Annotated in this window: 17 protein-coding genes; 10 read left to right on the forward strand and 7 right to left on the reverse strand. The window is 59.9% G+C overall.

Going from position 1 to position 13,507, the window contains the following annotated elements; genetic code table 11:
• Positions 1-2 precede the first annotated feature (2 nt).
• The 4 genes from ASE36_RS08340 to deoA are packed head-to-tail and all read left to right on the forward strand — an operon-like array spanning position 3 to position 3,280.
• Positions 3-395, forward strand: a complete 393-nt coding sequence (locus ASE36_RS08340) for a cytidine deaminase (RefSeq protein ID WP_062277599.1) — start codon at positions 3-5, stop codon at positions 393-395.
• Positions 392-1,198: a purine-nucleoside phosphorylase gene (locus ASE36_RS08345; protein ID WP_062277603.1), complete on the forward strand. Its 807-nt coding sequence runs from the start codon at positions 392-394 to the stop codon at positions 1,196-1,198. Before ASE36_RS08340 ends, ASE36_RS08345 begins: the two co-directional genes overlap by 4 nt.
• Positions 1,191-1,961 (forward strand): deoxyribose-phosphate aldolase, encoded by a 771-nt coding sequence (gene deoC / locus ASE36_RS08350; RefSeq protein ID WP_062277606.1) that lies wholly within the window; start codon positions 1,191-1,193, stop codon positions 1,959-1,961. The genes ASE36_RS08345 and deoC overlap by 8 nt, the downstream gene beginning before the upstream one ends.
• 2 nt (positions 1,962-1,963) lie before the next feature.
• Positions 1,964-3,280, forward strand: coding sequence for a thymidine phosphorylase (gene deoA, locus ASE36_RS08355; RefSeq protein ID WP_062277609.1), 1,317 nt, complete (start codon positions 1,964-1,966; stop codon positions 3,278-3,280).
• 3 nt (positions 3,281-3,283) lie between these two features.
• On the opposite strand, the gene ASE36_RS08360 is transcribed toward deoA, so the two are convergent.
• The 7 genes from ASE36_RS08360 to ASE36_RS08390 form a co-directional block, all read right to left on the reverse strand.
• The gene (locus ASE36_RS08360) at positions 3,284-3,796 is read right to left on the reverse strand and encodes a TIGR02281 family clan AA aspartic protease (protein WP_062277612.1); all 513 of its coding nucleotides are present in this window, start codon (positions 3,794-3,796) and stop codon (positions 3,284-3,286) included.
• A gap of 124 nt (positions 3,797-3,920) precedes the next feature.
• Positions 3,921-4,550: a uracil phosphoribosyltransferase gene (upp, locus tag ASE36_RS08365; protein ID WP_062277615.1), complete on the reverse strand. Its 630-nt coding sequence runs from the start codon at positions 4,548-4,550 to the stop codon at positions 3,921-3,923.
• 107 nt (positions 4,551-4,657) lie between these two features.
• Positions 4,658-5,626 (reverse strand): adenosine deaminase, encoded by a 969-nt coding sequence (locus tag ASE36_RS08370; RefSeq protein ID WP_062277619.1) that lies wholly within the window; start codon positions 5,624-5,626, stop codon positions 4,658-4,660.
• Positions 5,623-6,843 carry a phosphopentomutase gene (locus ASE36_RS08375; protein WP_062277622.1) on the reverse strand — a complete coding sequence of 407 codons (1,221 nt, stop codon included), beginning with the start codon at positions 6,841-6,843 and terminating at the stop codon, positions 5,623-5,625. Before ASE36_RS08375 ends, ASE36_RS08370 begins: the two co-directional genes overlap by 4 nt.
• A gap of 89 nt (positions 6,844-6,932) precedes the next feature.
• Positions 6,933-7,550, reverse strand: coding sequence for a TadE/TadG family type IV pilus assembly protein (locus ASE36_RS08380; protein WP_156378586.1), 618 nt, complete (start codon positions 7,548-7,550; stop codon positions 6,933-6,935).
• A complete protein-coding gene (locus ASE36_RS08385; protein WP_244474704.1) occupies positions 7,547-8,137 on the reverse strand; it encodes a TadE/TadG family type IV pilus assembly protein in 591 nt (196 codons plus the stop codon). Before ASE36_RS08385 ends, ASE36_RS08380 begins: the two co-directional genes overlap by 4 nt.
• 154 nt (positions 8,138-8,291) lie before the next feature.
• Positions 8,292-8,639: a pilus assembly protein N-terminal domain-containing protein gene (locus tag ASE36_RS08390; protein ID WP_246085106.1), complete on the reverse strand. Its 348-nt coding sequence runs from the start codon at positions 8,637-8,639 to the stop codon at positions 8,292-8,294.
• Between the two features lie 532 nt (positions 8,640-9,171).
• Between ASE36_RS08390 and ASE36_RS08395 the strand changes: the two genes are divergently transcribed.
• The 6 genes from ASE36_RS08395 to ASE36_RS08415 all read left to right on the forward strand — a co-directional run bounded on the left by ASE36_RS08395 (position 9,172) and on the right by ASE36_RS08415 (position 13,498).
• Positions 9,172-9,345: a Flp family type IVb pilin gene (locus ASE36_RS08395; RefSeq protein ID WP_062277632.1), complete on the forward strand. Its 174-nt coding sequence runs from the start codon at positions 9,172-9,174 to the stop codon at positions 9,343-9,345.
• Between the two features lie 91 nt (positions 9,346-9,436).
• Complete coding sequence (locus ASE36_RS22170) at positions 9,437-9,610, forward strand: Flp family type IVb pilin (RefSeq protein WP_082510895.1); 174 nt, start codon at positions 9,437-9,439, stop codon at positions 9,608-9,610.
• 135 nt (positions 9,611-9,745) lie between these two features.
• On the forward strand, positions 9,746-10,258 hold the full coding sequence (locus ASE36_RS08400; RefSeq protein ID WP_062277635.1) for a prepilin peptidase: 513 nt from the start codon (positions 9,746-9,748) through the stop codon (positions 10,256-10,258).
• Positions 10,259-10,370: 112 nt separating this feature from the next.
• On the forward strand, positions 10,371-11,189 hold the full coding sequence (gene cpaB, locus ASE36_RS08405) for a Flp pilus assembly protein CpaB (RefSeq protein WP_062277638.1): 819 nt from the start codon (positions 10,371-10,373) through the stop codon (positions 11,187-11,189).
• A gap of 13 nt (positions 11,190-11,202) precedes the next feature.
• On the forward strand, positions 11,203-12,756 hold the full coding sequence (locus ASE36_RS08410) for a type II and III secretion system protein family protein (RefSeq protein WP_062277641.1): 1,554 nt from the start codon (positions 11,203-11,205) through the stop codon (positions 12,754-12,756).
• 19 nt (positions 12,757-12,775) lie between these two features.
• Positions 12,776-13,498, forward strand: a complete 723-nt coding sequence (locus ASE36_RS08415; protein ID WP_062277644.1) for a CpaD family pilus assembly protein — start codon at positions 12,776-12,778, stop codon at positions 13,496-13,498.
• The last annotated feature ends 9 nt before the right edge of the window (positions 13,499-13,507 follow it).

Below are 13,507 nucleotides of genomic sequence, written 5' to 3' on the forward strand. Positions count from 1 at the left end.
CCATGGCTCACGATCTGTTCGAGGCCGCACGCGGCGCAATGGCGTTTGCACATGCGCCCTATTCCAAATTCCCCGTCGGTGCGGGCATCCGCGCCGATGATGGGAAGATCTACACGGGGGCCAATATCGAGAACCTGTCCTTTCCGCAGGGCTGGTGCGCGGAGCCCACGGCAATCGGCTGCATGATCATGGGCGGCGGCAAACGCATCGTGGAGATGGCGGTTATTGCCGAAAAGCTCGCGCTCTGCCCGCCTTGCGGCGGTTGCCGCCAGAAGATTTCGGAATTCGCCAGCCCCGATACCAAGATTTATCTCTGCGACGAAGTCGGCGTGCAGAAGACCATGACCATGGATGAGCTGCTGCCGCTCAGCTTCAAGACGGACGTTATCGGATGAAGGCCGCCGTCGATCTTCTGGTTGAGCGCCTGAACGGCCTGATGCCACGCTTTGGCATCGTTCTCGGGTCCGGCCTCGGATCTCTGGTAAACGAAGTCCGCGATGCTGTCCGCATTCCCTATTCAGACCTGCCGGGTTTTCCCGTCAGTGCCGTGTCCGGTCATGCCGGCGAACTGGTTGCCGGTTATCTCGGCAAGACGCCTGTCATCATGCTCGCAGGCCGCGTTCACTATTACGAACACGGCAATGCCAATGCGATGCGTGGACCGATCGAAGTGCTGATGGGTCTCGGCGTCCGATCGCTTATTCTGACCAATGCAGCAGGTTCGCTACGCGAGGACATGCCGCCGGGTTCGGTGATGCAAATCAGCGACCACATCAACTATTCCGGCATGAACCCGCTGATCGGCGAGCCGAGTGACGGGCGCTTTGTCGGGATGACGTCCGCCTATGACACCGATCTCGCTCTTGCCATGCGAGAAGCGGCGGCAGCAGAGGGCGTCGAGCTGCAGCAGGGGGTCTATATGTGGTTCTCCGGACCGAGCTTCGAAACGCCGGCCGAGATCCGGATGGCGCGCGTTCTCGGCGCGGATGCCGTCGGCATGTCGACCGTGCCGGAGGTTATCCTGGCACGTTTCTTTGGTCTCAGGGTTGCGGCAGCCTCCGTGATCACCAATTATGGGGCAGGCATGACGGGTGGCGAACTCAGTCACGAAGAAACCAAGGACATGGCCCCGATCGGCGGCAAACGTCTGGCCCGCATCCTCACACGGATGATCGGTGGAGGAAACGATATTGGATAATCAGGAACTGCGCGCCGTTGCAACCAAGGCGCTGTCGCTTCTCGACCTCACAAACCTCAAGGATGACTGCACGCCCGAACAGATCGTTGCGCTCTGCAGCAAGGCACAGACGGCCTTCGGGCCGACGGCTGCGGTCTGCATCTGGCCACGTTTCGTGATGCAGGCTCGCACGTTGCTTGGCCCCAACAGTCCGATCCGTATTGCAACGGTGGTGAATTTCCCCTCCGGCGCGATGAAGGTGGAGGATGTGCTGGCAGAGACCCGCGATGCTGTTGCAGACGGTGCCGATGATATCGATCTCGTCATTCCCTACCGGGCCCTGGCTTCCGGCGACGAGCAGGCGGTGACGGACATGGTCGCGGCGGTGAAAGCAGCCTGCGGCAACGCAATCCTGAAGACGATCCTGGAAACCGGCGAACTCAAGGATGTCGCGTTGATCCGCAAGGCGTCTGATCTCTCGATTGCGGCAGGTTCTGATTTCGTCAAAACGTCGACCGGCAAAGTCGGCGTCAATGCCACGCTGGAAGCGGCCGACATCATGCTGCAGTCGATCCGCGACAGCCGCAAGAAGGTTGGCTTCAAGCCCGCCGGTGGTATCTCGACGGTCGCCGACGCGGCACTCTATCTGCGGCTTGCCGATACGATCATGGGCGAGGACTGGGTGATCCCGTCCACCTTCCGTTTTGGAGCCTCCGGCCTGCTGGACGACATTCTGGCCGTTCTTTCAGGCGAGCGCTCGACCGCCGCAGCTTCGGGATACTGATCATGCTACCGCAGGAGATCATCCGACGCAAGCGGGACGGTGGCGTGTTGTCGGCCGCCGAAATCTCCGGCTTTATCGAGGGGCTCTCCAACGAGACGATTTCCGAAGGACAAGTGGCGGCCTTCGCCATGGCGGTCTTCTTTCGGGGCATGACGCCTGAGGAGATCGTGGTGCTGACCCTTGCGATGCGCGATTCCGGCGATGTCCTGTCTTGGTCTGGTGTCGGCAAGCCGATCGCGGACAAACATTCGACCGGCGGCGTCGGCGACAATGTCTCGCTGATGCTGGCCCCGATCGTTGCGGCCTGTGGACTTGCCGTGCCGATGATCTCGGGCCGTGGACTCGGCCATACCGGCGGGACGCTCGACAAGCTGCAGTCGATCCCTGGTTACAATGTGATGCCTGATAATGTCACCTTCCGGCGGACGGTGGACAGGGCCGGCTGCGCCATCATCGGTCAGACCGGTGATCTGGCGCCGGCCGACAAACGGCTCTATGCGATCCGGGACGTGACCGCGACGGTGGAATCGATTCCCCTGATCACGGCCTCCATCCTCTCGAAGAAGCTCGCTGCCGGGCTTGAAAGCCTCGTGCTCGACGTCAAGGTGGGCAACGGCGCGTTCATGGCAAAGGCGGAGGATGCCGAAGCCCTGGCTCGCTCGCTGGTGCGTGTGGCGAACGGCGCTGGTGTGAGGACAACCGCGCTTCTCACCGACATGAACGAGCCGCTCGCCGATTGTGCCGGCAATGCGATCGAGGTGCAGAATGCTGTCGACTTTCTCAAAGGCAGGAAGGGCGGCACGCGGCTGGAAGAGGTGACGCTCGCTTTTGGCGCCGAGATGCTGGTCAATGCCGGTCTCGAAACGGACCATGGCATCGCCTATGCCCGCTGCGTCGACGCTCTCGGCTCCGGCCATGCAGCGGACGTTTTCGGGAAGATGGTACACGAGCTGGGTGGCCCCTCCGACTTCATGGAGAGGCCAGATCACTATCTACCACGGGCCAAGGTCGAGATCGCTGTAGAGGCGCCCGAAGACGGGTTTCTCAGTGCGTGCGATACGCGCGCGCTTGGACTTGCCGTGGTTGCGCTGGGCGGCGGGCGAAAGCGGCCGAGCGACAGTATCGACCACGGCGTCGGCCTGTCCGGCTTCAAGCCGCTGGGAACCGCAGTAAGCAGAGGCGAGCCGATTGCCTTCGTGCAGGCCAATACCGAACCCTCAGCGAGGGAGGCCGCCAAAGCGGTCCTTTCCAGCTACCAGATCCGGCAAGAGAGGCCGTCTGCCACTCCGGTGATTGGCCTTCGCATTGGCGCTCAGTGAACGTTACTGCACGAGGCGCATGACGCGCTGTTCGGCCGAGTAGGACTTGAGCTTTTGCAGGAAGCTCATGCCGATCAGGGTGGACGAAAGAGCCTCGTCCTTCAGGACAAAGGCGTCGACGTCGCGAACCCGGATGCTGCCGATCTCGATCCTGTTGAGGACGACGTGTGCTGCCTTGATGCCACCGTTCGCCGTGCTCACGTCGTAGCGGAAGTCAAGCGCAGCCGGACTGATACCGAGCCGCCGTGCTGTCGAAACGTTAATTGCAACCAACGAAGCGCCCGTATCGACCATGGCTCCGACGGGTTTGCCGTTCATCTTGAAGGTGCCGGCATAGTGGCCGCCCGGTCCCATGGTGAGGACGGTCTGACCCGAGCCGGTGGAGACAGGTTTAGCTGCCGTCTCACCTGATGGCCCCTCCTTATGAAGCAGGGCTTCGACCTTCTGGGCGATCGTCGGCCACTGGCTGGCGGAAAGCGCGAGCATCAGGACGGTGAACAGCGTGCGGGCGAACATCGGCGCTCCTCGAGTGTATCGCGCAGACTGTAGCAGCCCCAAGTTTCCTACTGGATAGCGCATATGCAGAAACGGCCCGAAACAGGTGTTTCGGGCCGTCAAAGCTTGCGATCTGGTTAAGGAATCATTTCGTCCCGTACATCCGGTCGCCCGCGTCGCCGAGGCCCGGCATGATGTAGCCCTTCTCGTTGAGGTGGCTGTCGATCGAGGCGGTGAAGATCGGCACGTCCGGGTGGACGGCATGAAAGTTCTTGATGCCTTCCGGGGCCGCCAGCAGGCAAAGGAAGCGAATGTTCTTCGCGCCGCGTTCCTTGAGCTTGTCGATGGCCGCGATCGAGGAATTGCCGGTTGCGAGCATCGGATCGACAACGATGATCAGACGTTCCGAGAGCGCCTCCGGCGCCTTGAAGTAATATTCGACGGCCTGCAGCGTTTCGTGATCACGGTAGACGCCGACATGGGCGACGCGGGCGGCCGGCACCAGTTCCAGCATGCCTTCCAGGAGACCGTTGCCAGCGCGCAAGATGGAGGCAAAGACCAGCTTCTTGCCTTCGAGGATCGGCGACTGCATTTCAGTCAGCGGCGTCTCGATCGTCTCCATCGTCAGTTCGAGATCGCGCGTGACCTCGTAGCAGAGAAGGGTCGAGATTTCGCGCAGCAGCCGGCGAAAGCTGGAGGTCGAGGTTTCCTTGCGGCGCATGATCGTCAGCTTGTGCTGCACGAGAGGGTGGTTGATGACTGTTACGCCGTCCATGGATCGAGCCTTCTTTTCTTCTTGTCTTCGGTTGCGTCTATTTTCACGTTCTCAGTGAGAGCCGCAAGAGCGGGCATAGATTTTGACGCGTCTTCAACAGGACGGCGTCAGAGTTTCGCCAGCAGGGTGGCCCGTGTTTGCTCGTCGACGAAGGCCGCTTCGATCGCTGTGCGCGTCATGGCGTTGATGTCGTCATGCGAAAAGCGGAATTCCGTTTCCGCCAGCTCGTATTCCCGGGCAAGCGAAGTGTGAAAGAAGGGCGGATCGTCGGAATTGATACAGACGCGGACACCGGCATCGCGGAGCTTGCGCAAGGGATGGCTCTGGAAGTCGGGATAGACCGAAAGGGCGATATTCGAACCGGGGCAGACTTCGAGAACGGTTCCGAGATCGGCGAGACGGCGAACGAGATCCGCATCCTCGATGGCGCGCACGCCGTGGCCGATGCGGGCCGGCTTCACAAGATCCAGCGCATCGGCGACACTGAAGGCGCCGCAGACTTCGCCAGCGTGGATGGTGAGGCCGAGCCCCGCTTCGCGGGCGATATCGAAGGCCTTGGCATAGTCTGCCACGCGGCCCATGCGCTCCTCGCCAGCCATGTTGAAGCCGGTGATCAGTAGGTTGGTGCTGCGTGCAGCATATTCGGCAGCGGCGATCACGCTTTCAGGGCCGAAATGGCGCTCACCCGTGACAAGGATGCGGACTTCGATACCGGTTGCCGCCTTCGCGCTCTCGATACCGGCCGTGACGCCAGCCAGATAGTTGTCGGCACCGAGACCGATGCGATCACCGTGATCGGGCGAGACGATAAGCTCACTGTAAATGGTGCCGACCGATGCCAATTCCCGCAGATAGGTCTCTGTCAGGAGGGCATAATCTTCTTCCGTGCGGAAAAGACTGGCGACCTTGTCATAGGCCTTGATGAACTCGGCAAAGTCTTTCCAGGCGTAGCCGCCGCCATCCATGAAACTGGCGGGATCGACGCCGTATTTGCGGGCCTGATCGAGGGTGAGTTCCGGGGGCGCCGCACCTTCGAGATGACAGTGCAGTTCGGCCTTTTTCAGCTGTGTCGTCACAGGAAGCTCCGTCCATGGCGGCCGGGCGCGATGCCCAGATGCGCAGCAATGGTTTCGCCGATATCGGCATAGGTGTTCCGCAGGCCGATGTTGCGCGAGCGGATGCTCGGCCCGAAACACATGATCGGCACGCGCTCGCGCGTATGGTCCGTGCCGCGCCAGGTCGGATCGCAACCGTGGTCAGCCGTCATCAACACAATGTCGCCCGGCTTCAGCTTGCGGTGGACTTCGGGCAGGCGGCGATCGAAAGCTTCCAGTGCTGCAGCGTAGCCTGGAACGTCACGACGATGGCCATACAACATGTCGAAATCGACGAAATTGGTAAAGACAAGATCGCCGTCTTCCGCCTCGTCGATGGTCTTCAGGGTCGCGTCCATGAGGGCGGCATTGCCATTTGCCTTGATCATGCGGCTCACGCCTTGGTGCGCAAAGATATCGGCAATCTTGCCGACCGCATGCACCTTCCTGCCCTGATCGACCAGACGATCGAGCAGCGTTGGCTCCGGTGGCAAAACGGAATAGTCGCGCCGGTTGCCCGTGCGCTCAAAGCTCTGCACGGTCTCGCCGATGAAGGGGCGCGCAATGACCCGGCCGATGTTCAAGGGATCCAGCAGCTTGCGGACGATCTGGCACAGCGACAGCAGACGCTCCAGGCCAAAGTGCGTTTCGTGGGCCGCGATCTGGAAGACCGAGTCCGACGATGTGTAGCAAATGGGTTTGCCGGTGCGGATATGCTCCTCGCCGTAACGGGCAATGACTTCCGTACCCGACGCATGGCAGTTTCCGAGGATGCCTTGCAGGTTTGCCTCGCGGCAGATGGCTTCGACAAGATCGGGCGGAAAGGCTTCGTTGCCCTCCGGGAAGTAGCCCCAGTCAAACATCACAGGCGTACCGGCAATTTCCCAGTGTCCGGAGGGCGTATCCTTGCCGTGCGAGACTTCGCTTGCCGCACCATGCAAGCCGAAAACACGCTCCGGCACCGGCATGCCGGCGGGTAAGCGCCCCGTCGCCAGTTTGGCGGCATTCAAAAGACCAAGGGCTGAGAGGTTGGGAAGCACCAGGGGGCCTTGCCGCAATCCCTTGCGATTCCCAGCCCCCGCCGCACAAAATTCGGCAATATGACCCAGCGTATCGGAGCCGTCATCACCATAGGCGGGCGCATCAGACGCACCGCCTATACCAAAGGAATCGAGGACGAAAAGAAATGCGCGTGCCATGCCTTACCCAAGGACCGGCCCTGGATCTTGCTGGCCGGCGTCTATCAGCATCATTAGCCGGTGGACCCTGGCTTGGCAAATGTTGCCGATCAGCAGTCGCTGCAGGTGATTTCGGTGCCCAGACGCTGGCGGTAGTAGAACTCGCGGTAGAGGGTCAGGCTTTTCTTGCCCCCGCTCACAAGGCCCGGCAGGTAGGTCATCAGTTCATGGGAGACACTGAGCTCACTGCGAATCAAGAAGGTATCGGCCACCAGCAAATCAGCCGGAACCGGCGGCGTGGTGCCGACGGCATAAGGCACGACACCTGTAGACGACCAGGACCAGGCAACCTTGGGAGCCTTGGTGCTGTCGATCTTGATGGCGGTCACCTTGATCAGAAGATTATTGGTCGGATAGGGCACGAAGATCGCCTTGGCGACATCCGGCATGGTGACCAGGAGGGACTTGGTAACCTTTTCCTCACGAGCAACGATATCGGCGACGGCGCTGCTCGCCATCGATGTCTTCTTCGCGACACTGAAGCCCATGGTGAGCTCAAAGGACATCAGATAAAGGACGAGAAGCATAGGCGCGACGAGGGCGAATTCGACGCCGCCCACGCCCTGCTTGTCGAGCAAAATGTCCCGCAGACGAAGGAATATCCCCGTGTATCGATCGGGCAATCCGGACGCTTTGTGCCGCAGACGTTCGAGATGACCCTGGATCATGGATATTTCTCATTCTTGAACGCGGTCGTCGCCACAATCAGGAAGTCGCTCGGCATGGACCCGTCTGCAGGCCGGATTGTGGTGATGTAGGGACGCACGAGATCCGTAATCACCTGCCAACGGTAGTAGGCGCGCAACATGTTGATCGTTTCCGGGCCACCGGGCGTGAAGGCGAACGTCGCAGGGTTGATGTCGGAATAAGCCGCCGTCGTCATCCGCGGAATTGTGGTCGGTATCGCGGCGAAGGTCGAGAACGTGCGGGCGTCAATGTAGAGCTTGGCCGCCGTCGTCACTTCCGTTGCCGAACAGGTGATGAGAATTTTCACCTCGTCGCAGAACAGCTGCCGGAATTGCTCCTTGGTCTTGTCTGTCGAGCGGTTGAGACCATAGGTGATCTGCCCCGTGCGGATTTGGCGCCCCAGCGTGTTTACGGCGTTGGTCACGAGTTGCTCGGCGGCAAACGCGATGAACGTTTCGAGAATAGCAAAGATGATCATGAAGTAGGGGATGGAGAGGATCGCGAATTCGATCGCAGCGGATCCCTCTCGCGAACGCACCAACCGCTTCCAGATGCGACCTGTCCGCATCTTGGGTGATTTCGCATCATGCTGATGGTTTCTTTGGCTGTTCATAGCCCCGCCCGCTCCGGATGTTGGAGCAGAGGCTAAGCGCCAAGTATTGATTTTCCGTTTCCGAACTCTTTAGACTTGCGTCAGTCCCGGAAAGTCCGATGAGGGATTTTTATTGAGACGTCCCGGTCTTGGCGTGTTCTTCGCAGTTGGGTGTGCAGGACAGCACTGTTCTATCCGTGGCTTTGTAGACTCGCACTGTATTCGATTCGTCGATCGATACAAGAATGCGCTCGTCGACGATTGCGTTACCGTCTGCATCAAGCAAAACGAGGTTGGTCGTGCCATAGGCACGGCCCGTGAGCACGATCGTCTTCGAATCCGCAACGGTCGCGTCGGCGACTTCGGAATTGCCGACGATCACTTTGCTGACCGGGCGATCAAGCTTCAGAATGCGCGCGCTATTCATATAGACGCGCAGAACATCATCCGCGGCGGCAGCCGGAGCGGACACGACCATGACTGTCAGCAGGGCCACGACTGCGGCCAAGGCCGTGAAACGACGATCGAACTTGGACATGCCTTACATTCCGCGCGTGAGGGACTTCAATCGAGTATGGAATGCCTTGGTGAACGAAGGGTTAACCCCAAACACCAAGCACTTTCGGGGCGGTGAACATGAAGCACTTTTGAGAGTGCGGATCTCTCTGCGCCGGCTTTGCTTCAATTCGGCACACACGAAGACGCTTCCTCTTTGAGGCGGGACCGGGAACCGGTCTGCGAAGCGCTGGTTCTCCTTGGTCATCGAGTGCCTCTGGAAATGACGATTTGCAGCTTTTCCCACTTCATTGAAGGCGATCCGGCCGAACTCGGCTGCATTTGAACCATCCGACCGATGCTTCATTTACCAAGCTTCTCGCAAAGCGCTGTTCACGGCGTGGTAACCGTCTTTCTTAAGTCGATGGCAACAGGGTGGATTTAGGTTGAGGTCATCCGAGCAACGGAAACAGTTGCCGGCAGTGCTGATCAACCTCGCGGAGTAGGAGACTACCATGACCAATCTTTTCGCACGTTTCATCAAGGATGAATCCGGTGCAACCGCAATCGAGTACGGCCTGATCGCCGCCCTGATTTCCGTTGCCCTCATCACCGGCGCCACCACGCTCGGCACCAAGTTGAACACCCAGTTCGACAACATCTCGAAGAAGCTCAACTACGCCGGTTGATTTCCAGGGTCCTACTGGAGGTTCTCGTCGGTCACGTCGGCTAAGCCAGGTGCCTCGACCGGATCAATCGCGTCAAATTTTGGAGACAGATATGAAATCCATTATTGCTCGTTTCGTGAGAGACGAATCCGGGGCTACCGCAATCGAGTATGGCCTGATCGCCGCACTGATTTCCGTGGCTCTCATCACGGGTGCGACGACCCTCGGCGGCGCCCTGAACAAGCAGTTTGACACCCTGGCAGGCAAGCTCAACTATTCGGGCTGATCGCTGGTTCGATGCATATGCAAAGCCGTCTCGTGCTGCGAGGCGGCTTTGCCGTTTGTAGACGTCCGAGCTGGCAGCGCTTTGCCAAATATTCACCTCTCGGCCTTAGGATCGTGGCGGGTCAAGGATAAAGCCATGTATGTCTCCATCATCTTCATCATCCCGCCGATCTGCCTCGTTCTAGCAGCTCTGACCGATTTTCTTGAGATGACCATCCCGAACCGAATTCCGGTCATCCTGTTCTGCACATTTCTGGCCATTGCCCCGTTCAGTGGGCTCGGCATGGTCGAGTTCGGCTGGCATATGGCGGCTGCCGCTGCGGTCTTTGCCGTCTGCTTTGGTCTCTTCGCATTCAATGTGATGGGCGGCGGCGATGCAAAATTATTGTCTGCTGCGGCCATCTGGTTCGGCTTCAACCATTCGCTATTCGATTTTCTCGCCTATACCGGCTTTCTCGGGGGCGTTCTCACCGTCATGGTGATTGCCATTCGGGCAAACTGGGAGGTGTTTGCCACTATCGGCGTGAAACTTCCCAAGACCCTGATGGTGGCGAACAAGATCCCTTATGCCATCGCGATCGGTGCTGCCGGCCTCATGGCATATCCCCAGTCACCATTGATGATTTCCGCCCTGGCGAGTATGCGCTGACGCCGTAAGAAACCTTGCGTTAACTACAAAAGTAAGCGGCTTATTAACCATAAGTACACCAATTCCTGATCAATCTTGGCGATAGCACTGCTGCATCGTCCAAGGATCGATCATGAAACCCGCCCGCCTCATCATACTTGCAGTCGCCGTCGTGGCAGCCGGTATGGCCGGCCTTCTGGCCATGCGCCTGACAGGCAACCAGACCGTGGTCGTGCAGCAAGATCCGACCGTGGAAAAGCAACAGACGGTCGACGTTCTCGTTTCCGCCAAAAATCTGCCCGTGGGCGCGCGGCTGGATGACAGCGCCATGCGCTGGATGCCATGGCCGGCCGACAGCGTCGTTGACGGCTTCATTACCTCATCGACCCGCGCCGACGCCATGACCGAGCTGAAGGGTGCTGTCGTGCGCCTGCCGCTTTTTGAAGGCGAGCCGCTGCGCCGCGAGAAGATCGCCGATTCGTCTTCCCGCATCCTGTCCGCCCTGCTGCCCTCAGGCAAACGCGCCGTGTCTACGGAAATCTCGGTCGCAACCGGTGCCGGCGGCTTCATCCTGCCCAATGACCGCGTCGACGTGATCATGGTGCGCAAGGGCGACGAAAACAATTTCCTGACCGAAACCGTCTTGTCCAATGTTCGCGTGCTCGCGGTCGACCAGCAAATCGAAGAAGCGCCAGACGGGTCGAAGTCGGTCATTGGCACCACGGCTACGCTCGAGCTGACGCCAGACCAGACCAAGGTGATCGCGGTTGCGCAGCAGATGGCGGATCGTCTGTCGCTGGCGCTGCGCTCGGTCGCCGATGCCCAGGAAGAAGACACGAGTGCGGCCGACTACCTTTTGAGCGGCGGCGACGGCCAGCCGACGATCCAGGTCATCAAGTCCGGCGAGCTCGTGAAATCATCCGACTCGACCGCCGCCAATTCCATGAAGTGAGTGGGGACACACCGTGAGAAACCTGACGAACAAACTTCGTGTATCCCTGACCGGCGGATTGGCCTTGGCAATGGCCGTCTCGGGCATTCCGACGCCCTTCAACTCCCACCTTTTCGATGCCCCAATGGCCGAGGCTGCTCAAGAGAGCGTTCTCAGGATTACCGATTCCGGTCCTGGCAAGCGTCGGACCGTGAAGCTCGGGCTGAACAAGGCCCTCGTCGTTGACCTGCCTGCAGACGCCCACGATATCCTGGTTGCGGATCCGAGCATGGCGGACGCCGTCACCCGGTCGTCGCGGCGCATCTATCTGTTCGGCAAAACGGTCGGCCAGACCAATATCTTCATCTTTGGGGACGATGGCCAGGAGATCGTCAGCCTGGACATCGAAATCGAACGCGATATCGCCGGCCTGGAAGCCAATCTGCGGCGCTTTATTCCGGAGTCGGACATCAAGGTCGAGATCGTCTCCGACAACATCGTGCTGACCGGCACTGTGCGGACGCCGCAGGACGCGGCGCGCGCGCAGAGCCTTGCCAAAGCCTTCCTGCAGGGCGGTGAAGCAACCACGCGCAATACGACGGCATCCAGCAGTGAAGATGGCGGCGATGTCGCGATCTATGCGGAAGAGCGCCAGACGTCCCAGATCGTCAATCTGCTTCAGATCGAAGGCGAGGATCAGGTAACACTGAAGGTTACTGTGGCAGAGGTCAGCCGTCAGGTCCTGAAGCAGCTCGGCTTCTCGGGAAGCATTTCGGACGGCACCAGTGGCATCAGCTATGCCAATCCCTCGAACCTCGGCAACGCTATCGATCCGACAGGCACGGCCTCGATTTCCAGTTCGATCGGCAATGTCGGCATCAACGCCTATGTGAATGCAATGGAGCAGGCGGGCGTCATGCGGACGCTGGCAGAGCCGAGCCTGACCGCAATTTCCGGCGAACCGGCCAAATTCTATGTCGGCGGCGAATATCGTCTCGCTGCAGAACAGGAGATCGATGTCGAAGACGGCCAGGCGACGCTCAGCCGCACGACCAATTCGGTCGATTACGGGATCGAGTTGAACTTTCGACCCGTGGTTCTGGCGCCTGGCCGCATCAGCCTGAAGATCGAGACCAATGTTTCCGAGCCGACCTGGGAAGGCAGTGCGGTGACCGGCAATACGGCGCCCAGCATTCCCGGTTCGACCTACATGTCGATCCGCAAGCGCGAGGCTTCGACCACCGTCGAACTGCCTTCGGGTGGCTCGATCGTGATTGCCGGCCTCGTGCAGGACAATATCCGCCAGGCAATGAGCGGGCTGCCCGGGATCTCCAAGGTGCCGATCCTCGGCGCCCTCTTCCGCAGCAAGGACTTCCAGCGCAACGAGACTGAACTGGTGATCATCGCGACGCCCTATCTCGTGCGCCCTGTCGCCCGCAGCGCCCTGTCGCGGCCCGACGACAACTTCAATCCCGAGGGCGATGGCGCGACCTTTTTCCTGAACAAGGTCAACAAGGTCTATGGCCGCCGCGAGGCCAATGCTCCGGCCGGCCAATACCATGGCGCCGTCGGGTTCATCTACAAGTGAGCGAGGTTTGAAGAGAGACATGAAGACCAAGACGCTCCATTCCAGGGAAAGCCAGAAAGCCATGGCCTCGACCACCAGCCCTTTTCATCGCCTCGTTCTGGCGGCTGTCATTCTCGGCGCCACGTCCGTCCTTGCCGGCTGCGGCAACATGAACAAGGACCAGATGTCGACCTCCGCCATTCCCGATGACTACCGCACGCGCCATCCGATCATGCTGAGCGAAGTCGAACATACGCTCGATGTGCCGATCGCCAGCGGTGACCGGAAACTCACCAATGGCCTGCGCGATTCGATCGGCGGGTTCGCCAACGAATACCTGTCGTCGTCTTCGGGAACGATCCAGATCATGCTGCCGCAGGGCTCGGCCAATTCAGGCGCGGCATCCGCCCTGCGCAAACAGATCCGCGATGTGCTCACGACACGTGGCGTCAAGGCCAACAGGATCATCGAAACGACCTACCAGGCCCAGGCGAGCGGTGACTCTGCGCCTCTGCGCCTCAGCTATGTCTCGATGACGGCAATGACCAATCCATGTGGTGAGTGGCCAGAAGATCTGACCAACGACACCTCGGCCAACAAGAATTACGAGAACTTCGGCTGCGCCACGCAGAGTAATCTCGCAGCCCAGATCGCCAATCCGATGGACCTGATGACGCCGCGGGCCATGGCGCCGATCGATGCCACGCGCCGGTCGACCGTCATCGGTCTTTACCGCGAAGGCGCCGATACTTCGACCGAGTGATGAACAACG

Origin of the sequence: Rhizobium sp. Root274 (genome assembly GCF_001429245.1) — a bacterium.
Taxonomy (GTDB): Bacteria; Pseudomonadota; Alphaproteobacteria; order Rhizobiales; family Rhizobiaceae; genus Allorhizobium.

Excerpts from the sequence above, each read along its gene's own strand:
- ASE36_RS08340 (WP_062277599.1), top strand. The coding sequence starts at position 3 with ATGGCTCACGATCTGTTCGAGGCCGCACGCGGCGCAATGGCGTTTGCA.
- ASE36_RS08345 (WP_062277603.1), top strand. The coding sequence starts at position 392 with ATGAAGGCCGCCGTCGATCTTCTGGTTGAGCGCCTGAACGGCCTGATG.
- deoA (WP_062277609.1), top strand. The coding sequence starts at position 1,964 with ATGCTACCGCAGGAGATCATCCGACGCAAGCGGGACGGTGGCGTGTTG.
- ASE36_RS08360 (WP_062277612.1), bottom strand. The coding sequence starts at position 3,796 with ATGTTCGCCCGCACGCTGTTCACCGTCCTGATGCTCGCGCTTTCCGCC.
- upp (WP_062277615.1), bottom strand. The coding sequence starts at position 4,550 with ATGGACGGCGTAACAGTCATCAACCACCCTCTCGTGCAGCACAAGCTG.
- ASE36_RS08375 (WP_062277622.1), bottom strand. The coding sequence starts at position 6,843 with ATGGCACGCGCATTTCTTTTCGTCCTCGATTCCTTTGGTATAGGCGGT.
- ASE36_RS08380 (WP_156378586.1), bottom strand. The coding sequence starts at position 7,550 with ATGATCCAGGGTCATCTCGAACGTCTGCGGCACAAAGCGTCCGGATTG.
- ASE36_RS08385 (WP_244474704.1), bottom strand. The coding sequence starts at position 8,137 with ATGCGGACAGGTCGCATCTGGAAGCGGTTGGTGCGTTCGCGAGAGGGA.
- ASE36_RS08390 (WP_246085106.1), bottom strand. The coding sequence starts at position 8,639 with ATGGTCGTGTCCGCTCCGGCTGCCGCCGCGGATGATGTTCTGCGCGTC.
- ASE36_RS08395 (WP_062277632.1), top strand. The coding sequence starts at position 9,172 with ATGACCAATCTTTTCGCACGTTTCATCAAGGATGAATCCGGTGCAACC.
- ASE36_RS22170 (WP_082510895.1), top strand. The coding sequence starts at position 9,437 with ATGAAATCCATTATTGCTCGTTTCGTGAGAGACGAATCCGGGGCTACC.
- ASE36_RS08400 (WP_062277635.1), top strand. The coding sequence starts at position 9,746 with ATGTATGTCTCCATCATCTTCATCATCCCGCCGATCTGCCTCGTTCTA.
- cpaB (WP_062277638.1), top strand. The coding sequence starts at position 10,371 with ATGAAACCCGCCCGCCTCATCATACTTGCAGTCGCCGTCGTGGCAGCC.
- ASE36_RS08415 (WP_062277644.1), top strand. The coding sequence starts at position 12,776 with ATGAAGACCAAGACGCTCCATTCCAGGGAAAGCCAGAAAGCCATGGCC.